This window comes from Flavobacterium hungaricum (genome assembly GCF_015182285.1).
Lineage (GTDB): Bacteria > Bacteroidota > Bacteroidia > Flavobacteriales > Flavobacteriaceae > Flavobacterium > Flavobacterium hungaricum.
In genome coordinates this window covers 25,925-50,768 of the sequence record NZ_PRDM01000002.1, presented here as the reverse complement: position 1 = coordinate 50,768, position 24,844 = coordinate 25,925, and the positions used below count along the sequence as shown (strand labels likewise).

Below are 24,844 nucleotides of genomic sequence, written 5' to 3'. Positions count from 1 at the left end.
CCTTTTCTAATTCTCTAATTAACTCTTTTGCTTATACGCACTTATAGTATTGTATTTTTCTATTTTGTATCTTTTTTCAATTAATGAAAATACTTTTTCTTTAAACACAAATCCTAAAACACCAGCACCGGCAACCAGTGCTAAACCGATCATTTTATTTCCATAATAAAATCCTAAAGCGTAAAGTCCCATTGGCAGTAAAATTTTTGGAAGACTTAGAAGCATGGCATTCAGATTAAAAGCTTTTTTGTCTCCAAATGCACCGCCTGCCGAACTTAAGTCGATCGGAGTTTTGGTAAAAGCACCGCCCAAAAGAACCAAATGCGAATTGACACCAATATTATAAACCGCGCCGACCACAATCGTTAAATAAACTTCCCATCCAAAAAAGAGATAAAAAGACGCCAGAATAGTTGAAACGAAAGTTGCAATAACAATAAGCCACCATTTTGAGGTAATGTAACCACGATACGGAATATTTTGCGTCATCATTAATTGATAATACGAACTGTCCCAGCTTGGTACAAATTGACCAAAAACAAATAGAAATCCGCCCGAAACAAATATCCCTGCAAAAATGTGCATCACCGGTTTATCATAAGTTTCTATACCTCCGGAGAAAAAAAGCAGCCCGTAGAACAAAAAGATAACACTCATAAAAATGGTAGTTTTAGATCTTTTGTTTCTCTTAATCAATTTAATATCATTTTTAAGAAAGGTTCCAAGAGTACCAAATTTATTCAGCCAAGAAAGGTTTTCGGTAGTGGCAACATCTTCTTTTTTAGAAAGCCCGGCATCCAGATAAAGATTATTTTTAAAGTACTTGAAAGTAAAAATATACAATCCGATGAGTCCTAAAACCGGAATTAGTGCCATCCATCTGCTTTCATAAAAACCTTGAAAAACAGGCGTTGTATAAATCGTAATGTTGAATAAATCGTAATATTGAGCGACTCCGAGAAGCGCTGTAATTCCAAGAAAAACCACAAATAATTTGTCGATATTACTTAAAATTATATTCAGAAAATTGTTGATATACACAAAACAAAAAGCTGCTATTAACCAAAGAAGAATTCCAACAGTATCGTAACCCTTTAAAAATAAAACCACTGAAAAGGGAACAAAGAAAAGTGCATGAACCCAATTGAAGAATGAAAGCGCTGTTTTTCCTAAAGAGAAATGTACAATAGTCGGTTTCTTAAAAGGAAGAACTAATAGGGGCTTGATGTTTAAAACTGGGATTTTCTGAACTAACAACCTAACAATCAAATCAAAAGAAAAATAATAAATCAAAAATTTATTAATTGTTACTAAAGGCTCTAAATTCATTTTTTTAAGCACATAAAATGCGCCAACTCCCATTCCGATAAAAATCAAGGAAAAATAAATCATTAAAAAACCGATTAAGATCTTCATTGCCAGATTGGTTCCAAACGATGCCGACCGCAAAAACGATTTCCATTCGAGATAAATAAACTTTCTAATCATGGTTATTTTGGTTTTACTTTTAGTAGTAAGAGATCAAATGTAGGAAAACGTTACAAAAAAAGTTAAAAAAAATAATTTAGTACTAAACATTTAATAGTGGTTTGCTACTTTTGCATAAAAATTCTATCATGCCTTCATTTTTAAAACTTATAATTAAAGAGGTTAAACGCGAAACTTCTGATGCTGTTTCGGTACTTTTTAATGTTCCTGAAGAACTAAAACCAGACTATAAATTTATAGCAGGTCAATATATTAATCTAAAACTAACTCTTGACAATCAAGAAATTAGAAGAGCTTATTCTATATGTTCAGCTCCAGACAGCGGCGAATTGAGAATTGCCGTAAAAGCTGTAAAAAATGGTCTTTTTTCTCAATTTGCAAATACTAAATTAAAAGCCGGAGATGTGCTGGAGGTTGGTCAGCCAGAAGGTAAATTTACTTTTGAACCAGATGCTGAAAGACAAAAAAATTATGCGGCATTTGTTGCTGGAAGCGGTATTACTCCAGTGCTTTCTATTATAAAATCAGTTCTAAAAAATGAGCCAAAAAGTTCATTTGTATTGGTTTACGGAAACAAGACTCCAGAAAATACTATCTTTCATCAAGAATTACACGATTTACAACTACAATATGTAGGCAGATTTTTTGTGCATTATGTATTTAGTCAGGCAAAAGCAGAAAATGCTCTATTTGGCAGAATCGAAAAATCGGCAGTAAATTTTGTGTTGAATAACAAACACAAAGAATTAGAGTTTGACAAGTTTTTCCTTTGCGGACCAGAAGAAATGATCAATACGGTTTCTGATGTTTTGAAAGAGAAAAATGTAAAAGAGTCTGCGATTAAGTTTGAACTTTTTACCTCTTCGTCTGAAGAAAATGTAATTCAGGGTTCTCAGGAGGGACATACCAAAATTACGATTTTAGTAGATGATGAAGAAACTACTTTTGAAATGTCTAAAAAGCAGACTATTCTTGATGCTGCTCTAAAACAAGGTGTTGACGCTCCTTACTCTTGTCAAGGCGGTATTTGCAGCAGCTGCTTAGGACGCGTAACTTCTGGATCTGCAGAAATGACCAAAAACTCTATTTTAACAGACGGAGAAATTGCCGAAGGTTTAATTTTAACTTGTCAGGCGCATCCAACATCTGATACTATTTATGTAGATTATGACGACGTTTAATATCTAAATTCCAATATAAAAAATTCCAAATTCCAAACTTTCAACTGGGATTTGGAATTTTTTATATTGGGATTTTTTAAACTAATCCCTGAATTTTTTTCACAACTTCATCTGGAGAAATACTCCTCATAGCCTCTTCATAACCTTCCACAATTTTATTGCCATAAACCGAAGTCGGCAGTTTTGGATATTGATTTCGGTCTGATGTCAATGCGTTTTCCGGACTTTGATTGAATGGTAAAAATCCAGCGTACGGATGCGTTGCGCCCCAAAGTGTAACTACTTTTACGCCAAACATTGCCGCAATATGTGCATTTCCAGAATCCATAGAAAGCATTACGTCAAGATTGCTTATGAGTTGTAATTCCTGCTGCAATTTAATTTTTCCAGCCATATTAATCACATTTTCAAATGGAGTTGAAATTGACTGTAAAATTTCAATTTCTTTTTTCCCGCCGCCAAAAAGTACTATTTTATACATTGGATTTTCAGCCAATTTTGCTACAACTTCTTTTATTAAATCTAAAGGATAAACCTTAGAATCGTATTGTGCAAAAGGTGCAATTCCGATTAGTTTTTGGTTTTGATGTCCGATAATTTCTAAAATTTCGCCGCTTAAAGGCGCTTTTTCAGGAAAAGCTGGATTGGATAAATCTAAAGGAAAACCAAGTTCTTCAAACACTTTTGCGTGTCTCTCAAACATGGTTGGCAATTGCTTAAAAATTTTGTTTTCAGCACGAGTTAATTCTTTTTTGCCTTCTCTGCCTTTGTCAACAGTAGCTCTTTTTTTGCCGCTTAAAGCGAAAAGTAAACTCACTACTTTAGATCTCAATACATTATGAAGATCTGCAAAAGCATCGATCTTTAGTTTTTTTACATCCGAATACAGCTTTAAAAGCCCCAAAAATCCTTTGTGTTTTTCTTTTTCATCAAAAGCAAAAAATTCAAGATTCGGAATTCCTTCAAAAAAAGGTTTAAAAAAAGGACGGGAAATAACCGTCAATTTTACCTCAGGATATTGTTTTACAAAAGCGCGTAAAACAGGAACCGTCATGGCGACATCTCCCATTGCGGATAGTCTCATGACGGCTATATGCTTAATTTTGTTCGACAAGTCTGCCAAATTTATTTTTTGTTTTGATATAGAACTGGATTCAATTCGTCATCGTTGTACATTTTCATTTGTTTGTACACTTTCATGAATTTATCCCCATTTTCGATATCCGTCAATAATTCTTCGATTGCTGTAGACAAATCTGTTCTTTGCTCTAAAAGAATGTTTAATTTCTCCTGACATTTATCTCTATGTTCTTGAGAAGCTTCTGCACGAGTTGCTTCTTCGTTCATGTGATAAATTTTTAATGCCAGAATAGACAATCTGTCAAATGCCCAAGCTGGACTTTCTGAGTTGATTTTTGCGCCGTCTTTTACTTTTACATCGCTGTATTTTTGTAAAAAGTAGCTGTCAATATACTCTACCATATCTGTACGTTCCTGATTTGAAGCGTCGATTCTTCTTTTTAAAGTCAATGCTGCAACGGGATCAATCTGCGGATCACGAATAATATCTTCAAAATGCCATTGTACAGTGTCAATCCAATTTTTTAGATATAACAAATGCTCAAATTGATCTTTTGGATAAGGATTATTTATTGGCTGATCAACATTATCAAATTGATGATAATCTTTGATACTTTGCTCAAAAACTGAATATGCTAATTTTGAAAACATGTTTTTATTTTTTTTACTAAACAAAGATACTTTTTATACTTTTATAGTTTCAAAAAAAACAGTAATTTTTCAATTCTTCATAAAAAAGAATTGATCTTCTAAATAAATTTTATGAAAATTCATTATATCTCTGAGAATAACAGTGTATTAAATCATTTTTTGGGACAGCTTCGAAACGTAAACGTACAAAACGATAGTATGCGTTTTAGAAGAAATATCGAGCGTATTGGAGAAATTATGGCTTACGAATTGAGCAAAACACTGCCTTATAAAGACGTAGAAATTCAGACACCGCTTGGAATCAAAAAAACAACAGAAATTGAAACAAATCTGGTTTTATGCCCAATTTTAAGAGCCGGACTGCCGCTGCATAATGGTTTTTTAAATTATTTTGATCATGCCGAAAACAGTTTTGTTTCTGCATGCAGACACCATCCTAATAACGATGACGAATTTGAGATTTTAGTTGAGTATCAAGCGATTTCGGACTTAAACCACAAAACTGTTTTGCTCCTTGACCCGATGCTGGCAACTGGCCAGTCGATCGTTGCTGTACATAAAAAACTGCTTGAAAATGCAGCTCCGTCAGAATTTCATATTGTTGTTGTTATAGCTGCTCCTGAAGGAATTGCTCATCTAGAAAAAAATCTTCCCGAAAACTGTCATTTATGGGTAGCTTCTTTAGACGAAAAACTAAATGAGAAAAATTATATTGTTCCAGGACTTGGCGACGCCGGCGATCTTGCTTACGGCAATAAATTATAATTGAGAGAAAAAAGTAAATAAACTGCAGGCAATCAGGATATAGAATACAATTTCGTTATTTAATTTTTGCTGCATATATTCTACGTGGCTTGTGGCCATAATAGTCAAAGGTGCAATACTAAACAATAATAAGTCGTTACTTTTATTTGGTGAAATAATATAAACAAAAGCCGCTATAAAAAAACAGGCAACCATTTTTTTGTACGATGTATGCACAATCTGCGGTCTGTTTGATAATGTCATTAACATAGAAGTCACAAAAAATAAGGCCACTGCGGTATATATAGAAAGTGCTCCGTTTTCGTAATTATTCTTAAAATAATCAATGTTAAAATCGATTAAAGCTCTTTCTTGAAAAAAGGCTATAAAATCGATATGAAACATTAACGAAATCATATAAAAAATTATCGCTACTGCCAAAAGCGCTACAAAAGGCAAAACCCAGTTTCTATAATCTCTCGAAACATGAAAAATAATAGAGATAAAAACCAATATTAAAAAAAGAATGCACCAAAATTGAAATAAAGAAGCTACAAAAATCCAAAATGAGGCATCGAATATTTTTTCCTTAGATGCTTTTAAGGATTGCAGCGAGAGCAATCTTCTAAGCGCTAATAAAATAAAAAAGTTGGCATAAATAACATTCGCGTTATTAAAAATCGTGGGGAAAAATAAAAGAAACAAAAGGTAAAAAAATATCGCGTAACCATTGTCTTTACTAAGTCCGTTCTTTTTTACTATAAAATTGATCATAAAAAAAGACGCCAAAATAAAGCACAGCAGACTCACTTTTTGGAAAGCCAAAAAATAAGAAGTTGCCCAAACCGGGTCTTTAATTTGGAACATAAAAAAGAAAACCAGTATTAAAATTACAACCAAAGAATAATTTAATGGCGTAGATTTTTTAAAAACACTTGTTATCATAAGGATATTTTATACTTTTGTGATTGTAAATATAATACTTGTTTAAAAGGAAAAACCCAACAAGTTGAAAAAAGATTCTTAATTTGAATTTGTCTTCAATGCGTTACACAACAATAAATAACATATAATTTTTAAAATTATGACAGCTTTTTTTGAAGGAATACAATACTTATTTGTTAACATTTTATTCGCGCCGCTTGACCTTTTACGTCGTTTTGAACTAGTTAGCTGGTTTGGTGCGAACACGATTAACTGGATTTTTATGATCATCTGCTCATGCGCGATCGTTTATTGGATTAAGCAATTACGCATTTTTGATGATGCTGGAACAGAAAACCAAGATACAACGGCTCATTCATTTTTAAAATAAAAACCAAACCCTTAATAAAGGGCTGGTCTTTTTATTTTTAAATTAGATCGAAACCAATATCTTTTCTAAAATACATCTTATCAAAGCTTAGTTTATCTATGTTTTGATAAGATTTTTTTATGGCCTCTTGGAAATTATCTCCATACGAAGTTACTGCAATTACACGTCCTCCATTAGTAACGACATTTTCGTTATCTAATTTTGTTCCTGCATGAAAAACTATTGAATCTGTAACATTTTCTAAACCAGAAATCACTTTTCCTTTTTCAAAATCTTCAGGATAGCCCCCAGAGACTACCATTACCGTTGTAGCACTTCTTGGATCGACTTCTAAATTAAAGTCTCCTAATTTTTGGTCTGCAACAGACAAAAATAATTCAACCAAATCAGATTTTAATCTCGGAACCACAACTTCCGTTTCTGGATCTCCCATTCTTACGTTGTACTCAATAACGATTGGTTCATTTTTAACATTGATTAAACCGATGAATACAAAACCTTTGTATTCGATTCCGTCTTTTTGAAAACCTTCTATTGTTGGCTTAACAATACGCGTTTCAATTTTTTCCATCAAAACAGCATCAACATAAGGAACTGGAGAAACCGCTCCCATTCCGCCTGTGTTTAATCCTGTATCTCCTTCTCCAATTCGTTTGTAATCTTTTGCCGTTGGAAGAATTTTGTAGTTTTTCCCATCAGTAAGAACAAAACAGCTTAATTCGATTCCGTCCAAAAATTCTTCAATTACCACTTTTGAACTTGCTGTACCAAATTTTGCATGAACCAGCATGTTGCGTAATTCTGTTTTTGCTTCTTCAAGATCCTGAATAATCAAAACTCCTTTTCCTGCTGCTAATCCGTCTGCTTTTAAAACGTAAGGAGGTTGTAAAGTTTCTAAAAACTCGCATCCTTTTTCTACCGTCTCGGCAGTAAAACTATCATAAGCTGCAGTCGGAATATTATGTTTCATCAAGAATTCTTTGGCAAATTCTTTACTTCCTTCTAATTGTGCTCCTAATTTTGATGGTCCAATTACTGGAATATTTTTTAAACTTTCGTCATTTTTAAAATAATCATAAATACCTTTAACTAATGGATCTTCAGGCCCTACGACTACTAAACTTATGTTTTCTTTAAGTACTAATGATTTTACTGCTTCAAAATCAGTAGCAGAAATGGCAACGTTTTCAGCGATTGCAGCAGTTCCTGCATTTCCAGGTACTACAAAAAGTTTTTCGCAAAGCGGACTCTGAGTCATTTTCCATGCAAATGCATGCTCTCTACCGCCCGAACCCAATAATAAAATTGTCATGGTGTTGTTGTATTTAGTTGTGGTGCAAAAATAATTGCTTTTGAACGTAAAAAATAATTTAATCTTAAAAAGTTATGCATTCTTCTTCGTTAGTAACGGGATAATATTATTTTTGACTAAAATTTAGCCTCAGATGATTTCTCTCTTTGATATTACACTCCGTTTAAATGGTTTCCCGATCAACAAAGCAAAAGCTGAATTGACTGAAATCATAAATTTATCTGAAGAAGAATATGCTGTTTTTCTTGAAAATAAAAAGAATGAAATTGTCGATTTTCATCTCAAAAATAATGCTTTTTACAGCGAATTGATCAACGGTAAAATTGTTGAAAAATGGGAAGATCTTCCGATTCTAAACAAACAAAATCTACAAAAACCACTTTCAGAAAGGCTTTCAACAGGCTATTCTATTAAAAACGTTTACCTCAACAAAACCTCTGGATCAAGCGGTACTCCGTTTGTCTTTGCTAAAGATAAATATGCTCATGCCTTAACCTGGGCATCCAATATTATGCGTTTTGGCTGGTTCGGCATCGATTTTAATAAATCGTATCAGGCGCGTTTTTACGGAATTCCGATGGATTTTATGGGCTATCGAAAAGAACGTTTGAAGGATTTTTTGAGCAGCCGTTTTCGATTCCCAGTGTTTGATTTATCGAATGATGTTCTGGATAAATTCCTGCAGAAATTCAAAACCAAAAAATTTGATTACCTCAACGGTTATACAAGTTCTATTGTTTTGTTGGCTAAGTATTTGGAGCAAAAAAACATCATCCTCAAAGAAGTATGCCCAACTTTAAAAGCCTGTTTTGTTACTTCAGAAATGCTTTTTGAATCGGATAAAAAACTCTTAGAAAAACAATTCGGAATTCCGATTATTAATGAATACGGGGCTTCTGAATTGGATTTGATTGCTTTTGAAAACCCAAAAGGAGAATGGCAGGTAAATGCTGAAACGCTTTTTGTGGAGATTTTAGACGAAAATAATAATCCTGTCCCAAACGGAACTGAAGGCAAAATTGTGATTACGTCGTTATTTAATAAAGCAAATCCGTTTATCAGATATGAAATCGGTGACATCGGGATCTTGGACGAAAAAAGCACGCCTCAAAAACCGATTCTTAAAAAACTTGTTGGAAGAACAAACGATGTTGCCGTCTTGCCAAGCGGTAAAAAATCTCCAGGTTTGACGTTTTATTATGTTACCAAAAGTATTATTGAAGACGATGGAAATGTCAAAGAGTTTATTATCAAACAAACTAAAATAGATTGTTTTGAGATTGAATATGTTTCTGAAAAAGAACTAGATAATAGTCAAATTGAAAAAATTGAAGCAGCTATTGCGTTGTATTTAGAACCCAATTTGAATTTCACTTTTACAAGAAAAGCGGTTTTAGAAAGAACTAATCGAGGAAAACTAAAACAATTTAAATCATTTATATAAAATATATTTTATTCGCGGTCAAAAGGTCATGTTAGATCGTGATTTAGCTTCACTTTATGACGTAGAAACCAAAAGATTAAATGAGCAAGTTAAAAGGAACTTATCAAGATTTCCATCCGATTTTATGTTCCAACTCACTGAAAATGAATATTATTCTTCAAGGCCGCAAATTGCGGCCTTGAAGAATCTATTACTTTGATTTTATATATCGACGTTTAATAATCAATTGTGTAAACAAAAAACGTATCATTAATAAAACGGCAAACACTAAATTATAGCCATGAAATTCTCTGTAAACTCCAAAATTGTGTTTGATCAATTTGAATTTTGATGCCGAAATAGAATCTTTTCTTATTCTGTAAAAAGCTAAGGCTTCTGGAACCGCATCGACGGTTTTTAGCTGTTTCAAAATAGTAAGCCACAAACGCCAGTCCTGCCTTTTTTGAGACGCTGGCAAAGAGATTTTTCCAAAATAATCTGCATCATAAACAGCAGTTAAATTGCCCACATAATTGCAAAAAAACAATTGTTTGTAGGTTAACGGCACTGGTGCTTCGACTCTTCTTTTTAAATCGTTCCCTTCTTCATCTATACAATCATAAAAACTGAATGTAAAATAGGTTTTAGTAGATTCTAAAAAATCAATTTGTTTGTCTAATTTTTCTGGAAACCACAAATCATCTGCGTCAAGATAGGCAATATATCTGCCTCTGGCTTTTCCTAAGGCTGTATTTCTAGCAAAACCATTTCCAGAATTTTTTTCTAATTGATGCAGTTTTAATCTGTCGTCTTTTTGAGCAAATTCTTCGATGATAGAAACTGTCTGATCTGTAGAACCATCGTCAACCAAAATCATTTCCCAGTTTTGATACGTCTGATTTTGAACAGAAGCTATGGTTGCGCGAATGAACTTTTCAGCATTGTAAGTTGGGGTCAAAATAGATACTAAATCGCTCATCAATATGCTTTTTTATCTCCTTTAAAGATATTAATAATGGTTTGAAGAATTATTTTTAGGTCTAAAAACAACGACCAGTTTTCGATATAAAAAACATCAAATCTGATTCTGTTGATCATGTCTCTGTCGCTGGTAATTTCACCTCTTGAACCGCTGATTTGCGCTAAACCAGTAATTCCTGGTTTGACACAATGACGGATCATGTATTTTTTAACTTTATTTCCGTATTCTTTATTTTGAGACCAAAGATGCGGTCTTGGCCCCACGACAGACATGTCTCCCAGCAGAACGTTAACAAACTGAGGCAGTTCGTCAATACTCGTTTTTCGCATAAATCTGCCTATTGCTGTTACCCGCGGATCGTCTTTTGAAGCTTCCTTTTCTGTGGTTTTATTCATTCGCATAGAACGGAATTTGTAGCATATAAATTCGTTCTCATCAATTCCTGGTCTTCCTTGTCTAAAAAAAACTGGTCCTTTTGATTCTAATTTAATCAAAATGGCCAACAAGGGCGTAATCCATGATAAGACAAAAATAAGAATAGAAAAAGCAAAAACAATATCAAAAAACCTTTTAAAAGATTTGACTTCAGGCTCGTTCAGCATCGTTTGCTTTAACGAAAGTACCGGAAAAAAATCGTAATAATCTATCTTCAAATTCTTCGAAAAAATTTCTTTTGTATCAGGAATAAATTTTATCGTTTTATTGTTTTCGTCCGCAAAATCGATCAGATCTTTTAGATAATTATTAGAAACTTCATTCAACGAACAATAAATCTCGTCTATTTTATTTTCAATAATAAAAGGCTTTAAATCCGTGAGTTTTCCTGTAATGTTCTGGTTTGATTTTTTGTCCGAAAAAAAACCAAAAAAACGGTATCCGTAATCTTTTCTGGTTTCAAAGAGATTTTTCAATCGAATTGCTTCTGGAGTAAAACCAATAATTACGGCCGTTCTATAATTGCTTCCGGTAATGATTCGGTATTCTTTCAAATAAAAAAACAACGAAAATTTGAATATCATTACCAAGATCATGGTAAGAGCTGTAAAAATTAAAATTGATTTTTCGCTAAAAACAGCTTCTTTAGAAAATGGAAAAAAAGCAATTGTAATAAGAAGAAATAATACTCCTTGTTTTATAACTTTTGAAGCAATTTCAATTGGCGCCGTAAATCGGTATACGTCATAAAACTTTATCGTATATGCAATTAACCCCCAGCTTATAAATTGGTAAAAGATTAAAATAGGCATATTAGAAACCAAGTCTTTAAACAAAAAAATGCTTGAAAATAAAATAGCCGTCAAGTCAATTAAGATACTAATTGGCCTGATAAACTTTGAGTATCTTCCTGTATGAAACACGGTCATAATTGCGTTGCAGACTATTAAATTTTAAATAGCATTTTTTATTTTATATAGCTTGAAAAGTCTTTGTGTTCTTCTTTAGAAAGTTCTTCTTTAGAAAGCGATCTAAAATAATCATAGGTAATTTTCATTCCTTCTGCACGATTCACTTTTGCTTCCCATCCTAAGATTTCTTTGGCCTTTGTGGTATCTGGCTGACGCTGTAAAGGATCGTTTATCGGCAGCGGATGATAAACCACTTTCTGGTTTGTTGCAGTAAGTTTTATAATTTCTTCTGCAAAATCCTTAATCGTAATTTCGTCTGGATTTCCAATATTTACAGGATACACATAATCTGAATGCAATAATCTAAAAATACCTTCTACCTGATCGTCTACATAGCAGAAAGAACGTGTCTGCATACCGTCTCCAAAAATGGTCAAATCTTCTCCTCGTAATGCTTGTCCGATAAAAGCCGGAATTACACGGCCGTCGTTTAATCGCATTCTTGGACCGTACGTATTAAAAATACGAACAATTCTGGTTTCTACACCATGAAAAGTATGATATGCCATTGTAATGGATTCCTGAAAACGTTTGGCTTCGTCATACACCCCGCGCGGTCCAATTGTATTTACGTTTCCGTAATACTCTTCTGTCTGCGGATGTACCAGCGGATCTCCGTACACCTCGGAAGTCGAAGCAATTAAGATTCTGGCTTTTTTGACGCGAGCTAAACCTAATAAATTATGTGTTCCTAAAGATCCTACTTTAAGTGTCTGAATCGGAATTTTTAAATAATCAATCGGACTTGCCGGTGAAGCAAAATGCAGTATATAATCTAATTCGCCCGGAACGTGAACGAATTTGGTGATATCATGATGGTAAAATTCGAAGTTTTCTAACTTGAACAAGTGTTCAATGTTTTTAAGATCTCCTGTAATAAGATTATCCATTCCGATCACAAAATATCCTTCTTTAATAAATCGATCACATAAGTGCGATCCTAAAAAACCAGCTGCTCCGGTAATAAGTATTCTTTTCATAATGACTTTGTGATATTCGTTTTTTGATAATCTCTGCAAATATGCACAAATTTAATAAAATATTTCCCCTTTTAAATTTACTAAAATATTAGCTCAAGAGAGAATGTTTTTTTAACTCTTTAATTAATTGGTTTATTTTACTTTTACGAAAACTAATTTTATCTGTTTTGAAAGTTGTACACATTGTTGAAGCATTAGAGGGAGGTGTTTATAGTTATTTTAAAGATTTGTCTGATTTTTTTGGAAACGAAGAGATAAGACAAAAAACAGAAACAACTATTATTTACAGCGGTCATAGAAATGGTGTTGACCAAATGAAGGTGAATGCAGAATTTTCATCCTCAGTAAATCTGATTCATATAGGTATGGTTAGAGAAATTGCTCCATTTCACGACTTAAAATCCATATTCAAATTAACACAGGCACTTCGTAAAATAAATCCTGATATAATTCATCTTCACTCTTCAAAAGCGGGTGTTTTGGGCCGAATTTCTTGTTTTTTATTATTCAGGAAAAAGAAGCTTTTTTACAGCCCCCATGGTTATGCTTTTTTACGAACAGATATCTCACACCGCTCTCAAAAAATATATACCCTAATTGAGAAAAGCTTTCAACATATCTTTGGCGGTACCATAGTTGCCTGTGGCGATACTGAATTTGAGATTGCTAAAAAAATTGGTCCAGTAAAACTGATTCGAAATGGTGTAGACATTCCCAATATCCGCCAATATTTTCTACCTCATCAAAATACAAAACTAACGATAGGAATTTTAGGAAGAGTAACTGCTGCCAGAAACCCAGAATTGTTTAACAAAATTGCACTTCGTTTTCCTGACTTTCAATTTATATGGATTGGAGGCGGTGAAAAAGCTCATTTTTTAACTGCTCCAAATATTAAGATCACGGGTTGGATTCTTGATAAACAAAACGTTTTTTCAGCTTTAAATTCTATTGATGTTTATCTGCAGACTTCTCTTTGGGAGGGTTTACCTATTGCTGTTTTAGAAGCAATGACACTTGAAAAACCTGTAATTGCAACCAATATAATTGGCAATAAAGATGCCGTAGTTTCTCATAAAACAGGATTTTTGTTTGATGCTATTGAAGAACTCGATTCTTATTTTGAAATCTTAAAAGACGAACAAAAAAGGATAGAACTCGGTAAAAATGGATTTGAAAGAACTCTAAAATTTTTCGATACAAATAAAAATTTTAAGCAACTTCTGGATCTTTATTACGAATAGCATTTTGCTGGAGCCAAAAACCAGCAAAAACAGAGGTCCAAAAGCCACTAAAAACAATTCCATCAAAGCGAAGCAGAAAATCATCGGTTAAATTTGAAGTAAAAAACAAGAAGAAAAACGAAACGATAATGGCATTTTTTAAATCGAAACCTAGGTAGCCGATCGTACCAATATAAAGTATAACTACTAAAGGCCCTAGAAATCCAAATTTTAGTAAAAAATCTAAAAACTGATTGTGCGTCGGAAATTCATATTTTGCTAAAAACTGCTGATTGGTTTCTTTATAATACTTAAATAGTTCTGGTTTTCCGTCGGAAGCTCCAACTCCAAAAGGCAGATTTTTCACAGACAATTCCCAAGCCGATTTCCAAATCGAAAGCCGTGTAACAAACGAATTAAAAACCTTAATTTCAGGATGATCTATTTCATCCAATTTTCCAACCTTATCCATATACGCAAAAGTTATTGAAGAATATTTTTCTTTCATATAAGGATTTTTTTGAACGAATAAATACAAAATTCCCGAAAGCATTACTGCTGTTGTAATTCCCGCAATTATGATTTTTTTGATATTAAAATTCGAATTGATTTCAAAAAAGAAAACAATTATAAAACCTGCCAATACATTAAACAAAGCCATTCTGGTATTCACAAACAATACAAAGAAAAAAGACATTAAAAAAAGTAAAATCTGAATTGCCTTAATTACTGCCTTTTCATGATTCTTAAAACTCGAAAAAACAAAATAAAGACTGCAAATAGAAACAAAGGCCAGATGCATATTAAGCGCTGGTGCGTGAATCCCGATACTATTTGAAAACTGATATCCCATTTCCCAAAGATCAATACCATTAAGATATTTAATTAACAATTCAGGATAGACAATATTAAATCGGATGAAAAAAAACAGCATTAAAATGGTTATTATCGTGCTGTAAATTTTGACGAGTTTTAAAAATTGAATTCGCTCATAATTTCCAATTATAAAAATAGGAAACAAAACCAGTGAAATACTTTTTTCTAAAGCTTTAAGCCCTTTTGAAAACGAATCGTTATTCCAAAACATTATAACTTCCAATAAAATTGGTGAAGCAATACAAAATACTAAAATCAATGCTTTCTGATTGAATTTTAGTCTTTTGGCAAAAAGTAAATTAAAAACACCAAAGATAATAATCAAAATAGAGCAGGGTTTCCTGAAAATAATCGATACCGCAATCGCGCATAAAAAAACATGAAATATTCTACTGAAGTTTTTTTCGGAAATTTTCATAATACAACGCAAAATAGATTAAAGGAAAAATACCAATTTTATGACGTACTGCAGTCCCTAAATCGGGTTCAAAAACGCCTTGTACAATAAAAAAAGAAAAAATAATCAGTAAAACCAAAAGTTCCTTGGGATAGTTTTTCCGATCTTTTAAACATTTCGAAAACCGAACGAGCAGAATATAAAATAATAAAAGCTGCCAGACAATAAAAACGATTATCTGTGGTGAAAATATATGTTTAAGTCCATTTATCGGTACATTTACAGTGAAGAATCCATAAAAAATTCCAATCGTTTCTCCGTACCAAGTATCTGTTTTGACAGGAGAAATGATAATCGAATTGGCGTCTGCAGAGCCAACACGGTCACTGTTTACCACTTCACGACTGATTTCTGAAAGGTATTTTCCTTTTATTATTCCATGACTGAATGACAGAAAAACAGCAATCAGTAATCCGTAAAAAACAGCCGTTATGGTTTTATTTTTAAACGTAATTCTACTAACGACATACATTCCGACGCCAATTATCGGAATCAATGCATAATATGGACGGTAAAAGGCTCCGAAAATTACAAGCAGCAAAACAGTAAAAAATACAGTTCTTTTTAACGAAATCTGATTGTTAAGACACATAAAAACAATCGGCGAAACATACAAAAAAGTAATAAACTCTTTTGATGGCATTGACATAAAAATCGCCATCATGAATATTGCTAAATACACGAGAACATTCTTCACATTTACTTTTTCAAAATGATCTGGAACACCAATTTTGTATAGAATATAAATTAAGATCGGAAACTGAATAAGAGCAATAACTGGGAAAGGAAGATAACGAAATCCTGAAATTTTGTACAATAAAATAGTCAACGGATAACTGCCAAAATAACCTATTTCATTTCCTTTGTCGTAAGCGATGATGGCAGCATCGTAGAAAAATTTAGGAGGAAGTACAAAAAAAGACAAAAATGCAACAACCAGATTTGCCAATGCAATTAGCAAAAATGCTGCAGTCTTTTTTTGAATTGTTTTTTTCATTTTACTGTCTTCTAGTTTATAAAAATCTTGATTTTATCTTTCTTATAAATTACAACTGCCGAAATAAAATTCCAAAAAACAGAACTTACGGCGTATGCAATTGCGGCGCCTGTCATTCCGTAAATCGGAATCAAAAATCGATTTAAAGTAAAATTTATAACAACAGCCAAAATCAAAATAATCTTAAAAATATGCTGTCTGCCCGTCATATTTAAATAAACTGGTGCAGAACCAAATGCCGAACAGATTCCTTGACCGATAATTAAAATCAAAAAAGCTTGCTGTCCCACAATATATTGATGCCCAAAAAAGGATAATACATGCTGAGAAAAAATACTAATTATCCCAATTACGGGAAAGGTAATCGCAAAAATCATACGGGAACTATTTCGAACTGTTTTAGTCAATTCTTCCATTTTATGGCTTGAAAAATACTCTGCGATTTTTGCCGAAACGGTAATATTTATCGTCAAAATTATAACCGAAACAATTGTCATTATTTTGACGCCCACAGAATAAAAAGCTACGGTTTCGTCGTTCCAATATTTTTTAAGGAACATAATATCAAAAGACATTAATAAAAACATCGCCATACCGCTGATCGCAATTGGATATGATTTTGTAAAAACTTCTTTTTTTGTAACAATCTCTTTTGATGCTATTGGAACTATTTTATTAAAATAATAGAAAACAAAAACTGAAGAAAACATCGACAAAAAAACAAATCCAATTACAAAAACATCCACCAAATAGTTTTCTTTATGCCAATAAAATAAAACAACGGCGCCAACTATTAAGGGAATATATTTGATAATGTTTCGAAATAATTCGGCGACATACAACTTATCTTGAGCTCTTAAAACCTCAACATTTAAAAGAGACAGACCATGAAAAAACAAAACCGCTGCTCCTTTTAACAGCATGGAATAAACCTCGTTATCCGAAAAATAATTATTTACAAACTGCTCGTTCAAAAGCAGTACAATAAGCAATACCAAAACCGAAGTTACAAACAGCATTGCAATCATTTTGAGGTACACTTTTTTTAGTTGTTCAAGTGCATTCTGGCTGGCTAATCGTCCCCTAAAATATAGAATAGACTGATCAAAACCCAAAAGGCAGACACTCCCAACAGCTAAAAGAAAAGACCGAACAAAATCGTACTGCCCTACTAATTTCGGACTATAGGTTTTGGTTAAAAACACGGTGAAACCAAATAACAGAAAGACCCCAGTAATTCTTAAAAATAAAGTACTTAGACTTTGCTTTAAGAATGGATTTTTGGAAACTCTTTCAAAAATTTTATTTGTTTTCAACCGCTTATTATTTAATCTCAGCTTTTAAAAGCTCTCTGCGATAAAACTTCTGGAATAAAGAAACAAAAACAAAAACCAAAATCAAAAATACTGGAAGTAAGAATTTAAAATTACCGCTGGTTATTTTTGTATTATTGATGTTCAGAACAGAATTGATTTCCTTTATAGCTTTATCATAATTAACTAGTCTTAATCTGTTTTTACCTTGATCTGTGATCAAGTATTGTTTTGTTTTTATGATGTCGTTGAGCTGGGTATTTTCGTTATAATAGACCAGTTTATCGTTTCTAGATCCGTTTTTTGCTGTACTCGAAAAATTATTCAGAACATTATTGATTTGTGCAATGATGGTATCGTTTTGAATAATCTGCTGTTCTAAGTTTTTATATCCAATTTTTTGAAGCTCATTAAAATATTCCGAGCCGTTTAAATATTTTAATAGGGGGATTACAATATCTTTATCTGCTGTAATTCTGTTTGATACGAAAGAAATCGAATGAAAAGTATAATTTTTACTTGTTACATTATCTTCCAGCACCTTTTTGACTTCACCAACCTCAGCCATTAATTTAATCAGTTCAAAATTTTGTTCTTTGTCTTCGATAAATTTATAAACATCAGCAATAGGTTTTATTTCGATTCGCTTAATTGACTTTGGATTAGAAATTCCTACCTCGTTTTTCAAAAAAGCTGTATCTCCCGAAACAATTTTAGATTGTATCAAATCGATTTTAGAATAAAGATAATCTACGCTTCCAAAATTTGGAGTTACAATGATCTTGTTATCGTACGTTTTCTTGTTCGAATCCAAATACCATCCCAAACCAAAACCAAGAATTACCAAAACCAACACGATAATCCAGCTTTTTACAAAAAACTGAATTATCCTGAAAATACCTGTTGCCAGTCTATCAAAAAAACTGTTAATACTTTTTGAAAGCTGAAAAATATCAATCTCTTGATGATCTTCGGTCTGGGGTATTTTTGTGCTCATTTATACTGCTTCTTTTATGTTGAAAATCTGCTCTAAAATCTTAATTGTAATTAAATAAGTTGGTTTTACACCTGTCGTTCCCAATCCGCCAGAAGCAAGGGTACTTCCCGTTTCTAATGGATTATCTGAAGCGTAGTACGCATAACGAACTTTAATGTCCTGCGGCACGCTTTTTCTGATTTTTGATGCCGACTGAATCGCCTTTTGATAATACGATCCTTCCATCTCCAAACCAATTACACCCCAAGTAGATTCGTGAAAAAATTTCAATAAATCTCTGTTTTGCAATGATGTACCCAAAACAGTTACCATTGCACCTTCGTAAATAGCAATATCATTTCCTTCGAACATGGCGCCTGTTAATTCATTTTCGAAGAAATAATTATCAGCCGTTCCCTCATTGATATGTGCCGACGGAATCATGATGTCGCCCTTTCCTCCTTCTAGAATTCCGGCTTTTCCCATAATCGAAACCGATTTTACGTTAAGCAGCGTTTCTTTTTTGTAAGGTTTCAAAAGCTCGTCAATGGTTTCGTAAGCCTGTTCTCCAAAGGCATAATCCATCACAATTATTACTGGTTTTTCTTCGTCTATATTGGCATACGAAAAAGCGGTTTTTGACCAGTCAATTTTGGCTGTATCAAAAATCTGCACGTCAATGTTGGTTCCTGAGCAATCTGGAAGCGAAATCATTCCGTTTTTAATTGCCAGTTCCTCTACCTGAGATCTGATTTCTTTTGATCCAGAACTGCTTAATTCTTCATAAATAAAGAAATCGCTTTTACCTTTGTATTTTGATGTTAATAAAGGTGTTGCAAAAATCGAGTTCATAACACTATGCATATTGGCACTAATGATGTGAATAGGTCTTTGCAGTAATTTATTCGCTTTTAAAACTTCTTTAATATTTGTTGCCCAGATTTCACCGTGAATATGGTGTCCCAAACGTTCGCGTAAAACAGGACTGAAAGTGATGGTACGTTTATTATTGTCTACAATTTCTTCAATAGCTAATTTTCCTAACCAATAAATAACGTGTAAGAAACGATCTGGAGCTGTTTCAGATCCAAAAGCATCGTAGATATCCAAAACCTCTTCAAATGTTCTCGCAAGGATATTGGCTACGTGCGAAATAGCTTTTTCTTTCTCAATCTGCGACAATTTTTTGGTCTGCATAATGGCTTGTTCCAATTTCTGCCAATCGCGGGACACTTCTCCAGCATCATCAATTAAAATTCTATTTTTGATCTTGTGTGATTCAATGAAAATAAAAGTCAAATGCGTCAGGATATCATAAATATCCGAACGTCCGCGGGTGATTTCCACATTCATTTGCTCTTCGTCGATTCTGTAGCAGTTTCTTCTTCTTTTTGGAGGAACAATCGGCTGAAAATGCGATTTAGAATACCCTTCATCTGAAGTTAAATTGATAAAACGGCATTGTTCAATTCCGATTGGAAGACGTTCTATAACGTACAAAAGTCCGTTAAGCTCTACTTTTTCTTCGGCTATATTTCCGTAAATTTCTGGACGCAGTGCCAATAATGATTCTCTTAAACTATCACCCGAAACCCCCATTGGTTTGTAAAAACCACGGTTGAATAAATGGCGCATTGTAATGTACATTTTTTCTATAGCAGCAGAAGATTCCTGCGCTCTTGATCTTGATATATGTTTGGTTTCTTTCATTCTATTTTATTTATAACTCAAATGTAAGCAAATACAGGGCATACCTTGTAAATACAACATCATTTTTATTTTGTTTTATCTTCTGTTTTAAATTTGTCTTTTACCCAATTCTCTGGATTTGAAACAATATAATCAGAAATTCTTTGATACTGATTATTGTCTCTAATGATATTATCATAAAATAATTTTTGCCATTGATGTGGATATCCTAATCTATTGGCGTGTTTTGTTACTGCAGATTTATAAGATCCAATAATAGACGAGATGGTATTTTTTCCGATGTTTTGAAAACGCTGCGAACCTGGTTTTTTAAATTCGGCGGTCGATGTGGATGATGACGATTGCGGTGGCAGAGGCAGGGCATGCCCTGCCTCTACGACGACATTTTTCACGTTATCAATATCATTCAATGGTTTATTAATAATCAAAATTCCATGAATATGATTGGGCATGACGACAAAATCACCCAATTCAACGTTTTTATGATGTATGGGAATTTGGTACCATAATAAATCGGCAATAATACCAACCTCCGATAAAACCATTTTATCATTTTGAATTTCTCCAAAATAATGTTCTCTGTCTTGTGTACAAATAGTTACAAAATAAGCCCCGTTCCAACCATAATCCCACCATTGCGCTCTTATTGAAGAAATACGATATTTATTTTGAAACTTTCCTTGACTCATTAATTTAAATGACCTCTATACCCTATTTGTATAATCTTTTAATGTTTTTAAATATTATCCGATTTTTATCAAATTATCCGCAATCTTTCTATCATTAGATAATCTCGGAATTTTATTTTGTCCGCCTAGTTTTCCTTGCGATTTCATGTATTCCTGAAAACCGTTCTTGGAGACTTTTGTAATCACTACTTTTCTTAAAACGTTTCCGGTAATTAAATCATCGTAATAAATGTTTTGCTTTCGCATCGAATCGTCTATGACTTCGGCGAAAGCCTGCATATTTTCTGGTTCCTTTTCAAATTCGATCAGCCATTCGTGATAAGGTAATCCGCTTGAAGGATTAATCTGTGGCGCAACAGTAAACTCGTTAATTACAATATTCGTTTCAGCAACTGCTTCTTTCATCGCGTTTTCGACTTCGTTGGCAATAACGTGTTCACCAAAAGCCGAAATATAATGTTTGATACGTCCAGAAACTATAACACGATACGGTTTTAACGAGGTAAACTGAACCGTATCTCCAATATTATAACGCCAAAGTCCTGCATTTGTAGAAATAATCAAAACATAATTAACACCTATTTCTACTTCGCCAATGGTGTATACTTTTGAGTTTTCGGTAAAAAATTCCTCTGCTTTTATAAATTCATAGAAAATACCCGAATTCAATAATAAGAGCATTCCCTTTTCTTTTTGCGAATCCTGATAGGCAAAAAAACCTTCAGAAGCTGGAAACAATTCGATACTGTCTACTTTTCTGCCGATCATATTTTCGAATTTTGCTCTATAGGGCTCATAATTTACGCCGCCGTAAATAAAGAGATTGAAATTCTTAAAAATATCGCCTATTTTCTGTCCGTTGCTTTTTTGCTGTAAACGCTCAAAATACATCTGAACCCAAGACGGAATTCCCGAAATTATAGACATATCTTCTTTTATCGTTTCATCAACAATCGCATCTACTTTGGTTTCCCAGTCTTCAATACAATTGGTTTCCCAAGACGGCATTCGGTTTCGCTGCAGGTATTTCGGAACAAAGTGCGCTACAATTCCAGAAAGTCGTCCAAATTTAATCCCGTATTTTTCAGTCAAGATCGGACTTCCCTGCAAAAAAATCATTTTTCCGTCAACAAAATCTGCTTTTCCACTTTCGTGAATGTAATGCAGAATGGCATTACGCGCTGCTTCGATATGAAATGGCATGGATTCTTTGGTAAGCGGAATAAATTTTGCGCCAGAAGTTGTTCCAGAAGTTTTAGCAAAATAAAGCGGTTTTCCTTTCCAAAGAATATCTTCTTCGCCTTTTACAACTCTTTCTATATAAGGTTTTAAATCTTCGTAATCTCTAACAGGAACATGTTTTTGAAAATCTTCAAATGACTTTATTTTGGTAAAATCATGGTCTTTTCCAAAATGGGTATTCTTTGCATTTTTGATTAAACTTGTAAAAACATTTTGCTGCGTTTCTACCGGTTTTTGAGCCCACTTTTGTGTTTTATGATATATATTTTTTGCAAATATTTTTGCCGCTACCGCTTTAATTGACATTTTGTATGGTATTATTTTTTGTCACTTTTCTTTTTCTTCAGTGATTTTTCCTTGATTTCTTTTTCGGTTTCAGAAACTTCTTCTCTTAGTTTAATTTCAGCTTCCGTAGTTTTCATGTTTGCATCTGGTTTCTCGTTGCTGCTTTCAGATAAAATAGAATCTTTGTTGAATTTTGCGTAATCGAGTTCGCCTTTCAAAACTTTCTGCACTCCTTTTATATAAGCTTCATTCTGTCGTAAAGCCTTTTCAAGAGAATCGGATTTTATAGCCAGTCTGGTTGCATTTCTTTTTAACTCAGTCGAAGAATAACCTGGAATAAATTCGCGTAGTGGTGTAAAAGCAATAATAAAGGTGGTAATTAGAATTAAGAAAATGCCTCCCAGCGTAAACGTAACAAAGACATTCATTAAATTAAGTTTAAAAGAAAACAGTTCTTCAAAAGTATCTTCATTCAGAATTACGAGTCGGTTTTTGGTGAATAATTTTTTTCTAAAACCTATTTTTTTTCTTGCCATAACTTCTTTATTCAAGCAAATATAATAATTAATAGTATTGTAACGGCGGGCGGACAATTTATGAATTTACTAATTTTTTAATTTTATAAAATATTTAACGCAGCTTAAAATAAACATTTTAATCCAAAAACGCTTTTAGTTCGTATATTTCTATATACCTTTGCGGAATAATTAAGAAAAACAATTTGCTTCGGCATTAAATATACAATCATGGGAAGATTAGGTCTTACAGAAATACTTGTTATAGTAGCTATTGTGATTTTACTTTTTGGAGGTAAAAAAATTCCAGAATTAATGAAAGGTTTAGGAAGCGGTATTAAAGAATTTAAAAACGCTGCTAAAGACGATCAACCTGCTGCTCCTAAAAAAGAAGAAGAGACAAAATAAGTTTTTATTACTTATTACTGAACCCCGAAATACAAATGTATTTCGGGGTTTTTTATTTACACAAAAAATCTTACTTTTAGGCACCCTAAATTATGAAATTATGAAAAACCTACTTTTCGTGATGGCTTTTCTGTTTGCCGCAGAAGGTCAATCGCAGACACTGCCCTTTCCCGCCAATAAAGTGCACGGAAATGGACTGATGGCAGCGACCAAAAACAGTCAGGATGCCTTAACAAATTATGAAACTTGGAAAACCAATTTTGTAGAAGCCTGTTCTAATGACAGATACCGCGTGAAATTTGATGATCGCAGTCAAACCGTTTCTGAAGGAATTGCCTACGGAATGCTGCTCTCGGCTTACAGAGGAGACAAAACCCTTTTTGACGGACTTTGGCTGTATTACAAAGACAATGTAAACGCCAACGGCGTTATGAATTGGAAGATAAATGGCTGCTCAGGAACCAACGGTTTCAACGGAGCAACTGATGCAGAACTTGATGCTGCAATGGCACTTATTGTTGCCGATTATCAATGGCCAAGCGCTGGAAATATCAATTATAAAAATGATGCTAAAGCATTGATTGCTGCAATTAAAAGCCACGAAATTGAAGCGAATACCTATGTTTTGAAACCTGGAGACCAGTTTGGCGGCAGCCAGCTTACTAATCCTTCTTATTTTTCTCCTGCTTATTACAGAGCTTTTGGAGCATTTACAAATGATGCTGCTTTTTGGAATCAGGTTGCTGCAAAAGCTTATACAGTTATCAACAACAATCTTACTGTAAATAATGCAGCAGGAGGTTTGGTTTCTGACTGGTGTGCAGCTTCTGGTGCTTATTCAACTGACCCTCAAGCTGGATATTATATTGCAGGAGGAAGAAACTATGGTTACGATGCTGCCCGAACACCTTGGAGAATTGCTGTAGATTATGTTTGGTATGGAACTACTGATGCTAAAACATATTCTAAAAAATCTTCTGATTTTGTCCGAGTTACTCTGGGCGGCACAACAAATATCAAAGATGGTTATAATCAAAACGGAACACTAAGTCAAAGCGGGCAATGGCACAATGCTACATTTGTTGGTTCTTTTGCCTGCGCAGCGATGGCTGGTGAAAACCAAAAGCATTTAGATGATTCGTACAATGATCTTAAGAGCCTTAACGATCCTAACAACTACTTTCATCAAACATTAAAAACTTTATACTCCTTTTTGTTAACAGGTAATTTTTATTTGCCGCTAAATGCCACTTTATCCAATGATACTTTTGATATTGAAAAATCTACTGTTACGCTTTTTCCAAATCCGAGCGCAGATCGAATCACAGTTAACGCACCTCAGCAATCAACTATTTCGATAATTTCTCCTTCTGGAAGTATTGTTCATCAGCAAAAAACAACTTCTGAAAGCACCGAAATCAATCTGGCCAACAATTCCAGCGGTATTTATCTTGTAAAGATTTCTAACGACGAATTTAAAAGTGTTACCAAAAAAGTGATTTTGAAATAATCTAAAAATAGAAACTCCCAAACTACGATCGTAATTTGGGAGTTTTTTTATCTATTAATTCCATTTCTTGGATTTTGATAA

Annotated in this window: 24 protein-coding genes; 8 read left to right on the top strand and 16 right to left on the bottom strand. The window is 33.4% G+C overall.

Translation table 11 applies throughout. The features are described 5' to 3' along the window. Positions 1-18: 18 nt before the first annotated feature. Complete coding sequence (locus C4F50_RS07910; protein WP_193845910.1) at positions 19-1,488, bottom strand: DUF5687 family protein; 1,470 nt, start codon at positions 1,486-1,488, stop codon at positions 19-21. A gap of 128 nt (positions 1,489-1,616) precedes the next feature. Here C4F50_RS07910 and C4F50_RS07905 point away from each other — a divergent pair, with 128 nt between their 5' ends. Continuing rightward, complete coding sequence (locus C4F50_RS07905; protein ID WP_193845909.1) at positions 1,617-2,669, top strand: 2Fe-2S iron-sulfur cluster-binding protein; 1,053 nt, start codon at positions 1,617-1,619, stop codon at positions 2,667-2,669. A 76-nt stretch (positions 2,670-2,745) separates the two neighbouring features. On the opposite strand, the gene C4F50_RS07900 is transcribed toward C4F50_RS07905, so the two are convergent. Together C4F50_RS07900 and C4F50_RS07895 are read right to left on the bottom strand one after the other, a co-directional pair. Beyond that, the gene (locus C4F50_RS07900) at positions 2,746-3,753 is read right to left on the bottom strand and encodes a glycosyltransferase family 9 protein (RefSeq protein ID WP_193845908.1); all 1,008 of its coding nucleotides are present in this window, start codon (positions 3,751-3,753) and stop codon (positions 2,746-2,748) included. A gap of 41 nt (positions 3,754-3,794) precedes the next feature. Then, complete coding sequence (locus tag C4F50_RS07895; RefSeq protein WP_193845907.1) at positions 3,795-4,400, bottom strand: DUF4254 domain-containing protein; 606 nt, start codon at positions 4,398-4,400, stop codon at positions 3,795-3,797. 111 nt (positions 4,401-4,511) lie between these two features. Here C4F50_RS07895 and upp point away from each other — a divergent pair, with 111 nt between their 5' ends. After that, entirely contained in the window at positions 4,512-5,165 is a 654-nt protein-coding gene (upp, locus tag C4F50_RS07890; protein ID WP_193845906.1) for a uracil phosphoribosyltransferase, read from the top strand. On the opposite strand, the gene C4F50_RS07885 is transcribed toward upp, so the two are convergent. Further along, positions 5,160-6,089: a DUF6427 family protein gene (locus C4F50_RS07885; protein ID WP_193845905.1), complete on the bottom strand. Its 930-nt coding sequence runs from the start codon at positions 6,087-6,089 to the stop codon at positions 5,160-5,162. The genes upp and C4F50_RS07885 overlap by 6 nt on opposite strands. Positions 6,090-6,228: 139 nt before the next feature. On the opposite strand from C4F50_RS07885, the gene C4F50_RS07880 reads away from it, so the two are divergent. Further along, a complete protein-coding gene (locus C4F50_RS07880) occupies positions 6,229-6,459 on the top strand; it encodes a DUF6341 family protein (RefSeq protein WP_193845904.1) in 231 nt (76 codons plus the stop codon). A gap of 37 nt (positions 6,460-6,496) precedes the next feature. Here C4F50_RS07880 and purD read toward each other — a convergent pair whose 3' ends face one another. Further along, the gene (gene purD / locus C4F50_RS07875; protein WP_193845903.1) at positions 6,497-7,771 is read right to left on the bottom strand and encodes a phosphoribosylamine--glycine ligase; all 1,275 of its coding nucleotides are present in this window, start codon (positions 7,769-7,771) and stop codon (positions 6,497-6,499) included. 133 nt (positions 7,772-7,904) lie between these two features. Between purD and C4F50_RS07870 the strand changes: the two genes are divergently transcribed. Together C4F50_RS07870 and C4F50_RS07865 are read left to right on the top strand one after the other, a co-directional pair. Continuing rightward, positions 7,905-9,215, top strand: coding sequence for a phenylacetate--CoA ligase family protein (locus tag C4F50_RS07870; protein ID WP_193845902.1), 1,311 nt, complete (start codon positions 7,905-7,907; stop codon positions 9,213-9,215). Position 9,216: 1 nt separating this feature from the next. After that, the gene (locus C4F50_RS07865; RefSeq protein ID WP_348537004.1) at positions 9,217-9,414 is read left to right on the top strand and encodes an ORF6N domain-containing protein; all 198 of its coding nucleotides are present in this window, start codon (positions 9,217-9,219) and stop codon (positions 9,412-9,414) included. Here the strand turns inward: C4F50_RS07865 and C4F50_RS07860 are convergent. The 3 genes from C4F50_RS07860 to C4F50_RS07850 form a co-directional block, all read right to left on the bottom strand. Further along, entirely contained in the window at positions 9,406-10,173 is a 768-nt protein-coding gene (locus C4F50_RS07860; protein WP_193845901.1) for a glycosyltransferase family 2 protein, read from the bottom strand. The two genes, C4F50_RS07865 and C4F50_RS07860, sit on opposite strands and share 9 nt — an antisense overlap. Next, entirely contained in the window at positions 10,173-11,423 is a 1,251-nt protein-coding gene (locus tag C4F50_RS07855; protein WP_255521112.1) for an undecaprenyl-phosphate glucose phosphotransferase, read from the bottom strand. Before C4F50_RS07855 ends, C4F50_RS07860 begins: the two co-directional genes overlap by 1 nt. 155 nt (positions 11,424-11,578) lie before the next feature. Continuing rightward, positions 11,579-12,562, bottom strand: coding sequence for a UDP-glucuronic acid decarboxylase family protein (locus tag C4F50_RS07850; protein ID WP_193845899.1), 984 nt, complete (start codon positions 12,560-12,562; stop codon positions 11,579-11,581). Positions 12,563-12,729: 167 nt separating this feature from the next. On the opposite strand from C4F50_RS07850, the gene C4F50_RS07845 reads away from it, so the two are divergent. After that, positions 12,730-13,806 carry a glycosyltransferase gene (locus C4F50_RS07845; protein WP_193845898.1) on the top strand — a complete coding sequence of 359 codons (1,077 nt, stop codon included), beginning with the start codon at positions 12,730-12,732 and terminating at the stop codon, positions 13,804-13,806. On the opposite strand, the gene C4F50_RS07840 is transcribed toward C4F50_RS07845, so the two are convergent. The 8 genes from C4F50_RS07840 to C4F50_RS07805 form a co-directional block, all read right to left on the bottom strand. Further along, complete coding sequence (locus C4F50_RS07840; protein WP_193845897.1) at positions 13,775-15,079, bottom strand: O-antigen ligase family protein; 1,305 nt, start codon at positions 15,077-15,079, stop codon at positions 13,775-13,777. The two genes, C4F50_RS07845 and C4F50_RS07840, sit on opposite strands and share 32 nt — an antisense overlap. Beyond that, complete coding sequence (locus C4F50_RS07835) at positions 15,051-16,115, bottom strand: hypothetical protein (protein WP_193845896.1); 1,065 nt, start codon at positions 16,113-16,115, stop codon at positions 15,051-15,053. The genes C4F50_RS07840 and C4F50_RS07835 overlap by 29 nt, the downstream gene beginning before the upstream one ends. 11 nt (positions 16,116-16,126) lie before the next feature. Then, on the bottom strand, positions 16,127-17,431 hold the full coding sequence (locus C4F50_RS07830; RefSeq protein WP_193845895.1) for an MATE family efflux transporter: 1,305 nt from the start codon (positions 17,429-17,431) through the stop codon (positions 16,127-16,129). A gap of 7 nt (positions 17,432-17,438) precedes the next feature. Continuing rightward, a complete protein-coding gene (locus C4F50_RS07825) occupies positions 17,439-18,425 on the bottom strand; it encodes a hypothetical protein (protein WP_193845894.1) in 987 nt (328 codons plus the stop codon). After that, positions 18,426-20,114, bottom strand: a complete 1,689-nt coding sequence (locus tag C4F50_RS07820; protein WP_193845893.1) for a DUF6909 family protein — start codon at positions 20,112-20,114, stop codon at positions 18,426-18,428. 65 nt (positions 20,115-20,179) lie between these two features. Continuing rightward, positions 20,180-20,803 carry a transposase gene (locus C4F50_RS07815; protein ID WP_193845892.1) on the bottom strand — a complete coding sequence of 208 codons (624 nt, stop codon included), beginning with the start codon at positions 20,801-20,803 and terminating at the stop codon, positions 20,180-20,182. Positions 20,804-20,857: 54 nt separating this feature from the next. After that, complete coding sequence (locus tag C4F50_RS07810) at positions 20,858-22,351, bottom strand: GH3 auxin-responsive promoter family protein (RefSeq protein ID WP_193845891.1); 1,494 nt, start codon at positions 22,349-22,351, stop codon at positions 20,858-20,860. Between the two features lie 11 nt (positions 22,352-22,362). After that, positions 22,363-22,866 carry a peptidase gene (locus C4F50_RS07805; protein WP_193845890.1) on the bottom strand — a complete coding sequence of 168 codons (504 nt, stop codon included), beginning with the start codon at positions 22,864-22,866 and terminating at the stop codon, positions 22,363-22,365. Positions 22,867-23,076: 210 nt separating this feature from the next. Here C4F50_RS07805 and C4F50_RS07800 point away from each other — a divergent pair, with 210 nt between their 5' ends. Together C4F50_RS07800 and C4F50_RS07795 are read left to right on the top strand one after the other, a co-directional pair. Next, on the top strand, positions 23,077-23,253 hold the full coding sequence (locus C4F50_RS07800; RefSeq protein ID WP_193845889.1) for a Sec-independent protein translocase subunit TatA/TatB: 177 nt from the start codon (positions 23,077-23,079) through the stop codon (positions 23,251-23,253). A 100-nt stretch (positions 23,254-23,353) separates the two neighbouring features. Next, positions 23,354-24,763: a glycosyl hydrolase family 8 gene (locus tag C4F50_RS07795; protein ID WP_193845888.1), complete on the top strand. Its 1,410-nt coding sequence runs from the start codon at positions 23,354-23,356 to the stop codon at positions 24,761-24,763. Positions 24,764-24,844 lie beyond the last annotated feature (81 nt).

Bases quoted from the DNA above. Each gene is read 5' to 3' on its own strand.
- C4F50_RS07910 (WP_193845910.1), bottom strand. From the start codon at position 1,488: ATGATTAGAAAGTTTATTTATCTCGAATGGAAATCGTTTTTGCGGTCG.
- C4F50_RS07905 (WP_193845909.1), top strand. From the start codon at position 1,617: ATGCCTTCATTTTTAAAACTTATAATTAAAGAGGTTAAACGCGAAACT.
- C4F50_RS07900 (WP_193845908.1), bottom strand. From the start codon at position 3,753: ATGAGACTATCCGCAATGGGAGATGTCGCCATGACGGTTCCTGTTTTA.
- C4F50_RS07895 (WP_193845907.1), bottom strand. From the start codon at position 4,400: ATGTTTTCAAAATTAGCATATTCAGTTTTTGAGCAAAGTATCAAAGAT.
- upp (WP_193845906.1), top strand. From the start codon at position 4,512: ATGAAAATTCATTATATCTCTGAGAATAACAGTGTATTAAATCATTTT.
- C4F50_RS07885 (WP_193845905.1), bottom strand. From the start codon at position 6,089: ATGATAACAAGTGTTTTTAAAAAATCTACGCCATTAAATTATTCTTTG.
- C4F50_RS07880 (WP_193845904.1), top strand. From the start codon at position 6,229: ATGACAGCTTTTTTTGAAGGAATACAATACTTATTTGTTAACATTTTA.
- purD (WP_193845903.1), bottom strand. From the start codon at position 7,771: ATGACAATTTTATTATTGGGTTCGGGCGGTAGAGAGCATGCATTTGCA.
- C4F50_RS07870 (WP_193845902.1), top strand. From the start codon at position 7,905: ATGATTTCTCTCTTTGATATTACACTCCGTTTAAATGGTTTCCCGATC.
- C4F50_RS07860 (WP_193845901.1), bottom strand. From the start codon at position 10,173: ATGAGCGATTTAGTATCTATTTTGACCCCAACTTACAATGCTGAAAAG.
- C4F50_RS07855 (WP_255521112.1), bottom strand. From the start codon at position 11,423: ATGCCTATTTTAATCTTTTACCAATTTATAAGCTGGGGGTTAATTGCA.
- C4F50_RS07850 (WP_193845899.1), bottom strand. From the start codon at position 12,562: ATGAAAAGAATACTTATTACCGGAGCAGCTGGTTTTTTAGGATCGCAC.
- C4F50_RS07840 (WP_193845897.1), bottom strand. From the start codon at position 15,079: ATGAAAATTTCCGAAAAAAACTTCAGTAGAATATTTCATGTTTTTTTA.
- C4F50_RS07835 (WP_193845896.1), bottom strand. From the start codon at position 16,115: ATGAAAAAAACAATTCAAAAAAAGACTGCAGCATTTTTGCTAATTGCA.
- C4F50_RS07825 (WP_193845894.1), bottom strand. From the start codon at position 18,425: ATGAGCACAAAAATACCCCAGACCGAAGATCATCAAGAGATTGATATT.
- C4F50_RS07820 (WP_193845893.1), bottom strand. From the start codon at position 20,114: ATGAAAGAAACCAAACATATATCAAGATCAAGAGCGCAGGAATCTTCT.
- C4F50_RS07815 (WP_193845892.1), bottom strand. From the start codon at position 20,803: ATGAGTCAAGGAAAGTTTCAAAATAAATATCGTATTTCTTCAATAAGA.
- C4F50_RS07810 (WP_193845891.1), bottom strand. From the start codon at position 22,351: ATGTCAATTAAAGCGGTAGCGGCAAAAATATTTGCAAAAAATATATAT.
- C4F50_RS07805 (WP_193845890.1), bottom strand. From the start codon at position 22,866: ATGGCAAGAAAAAAAATAGGTTTTAGAAAAAAATTATTCACCAAAAAC.
- C4F50_RS07800 (WP_193845889.1), top strand. From the start codon at position 23,077: ATGGGAAGATTAGGTCTTACAGAAATACTTGTTATAGTAGCTATTGTG.
- C4F50_RS07795 (WP_193845888.1), top strand. From the start codon at position 23,354: ATGAAAAACCTACTTTTCGTGATGGCTTTTCTGTTTGCCGCAGAAGGT.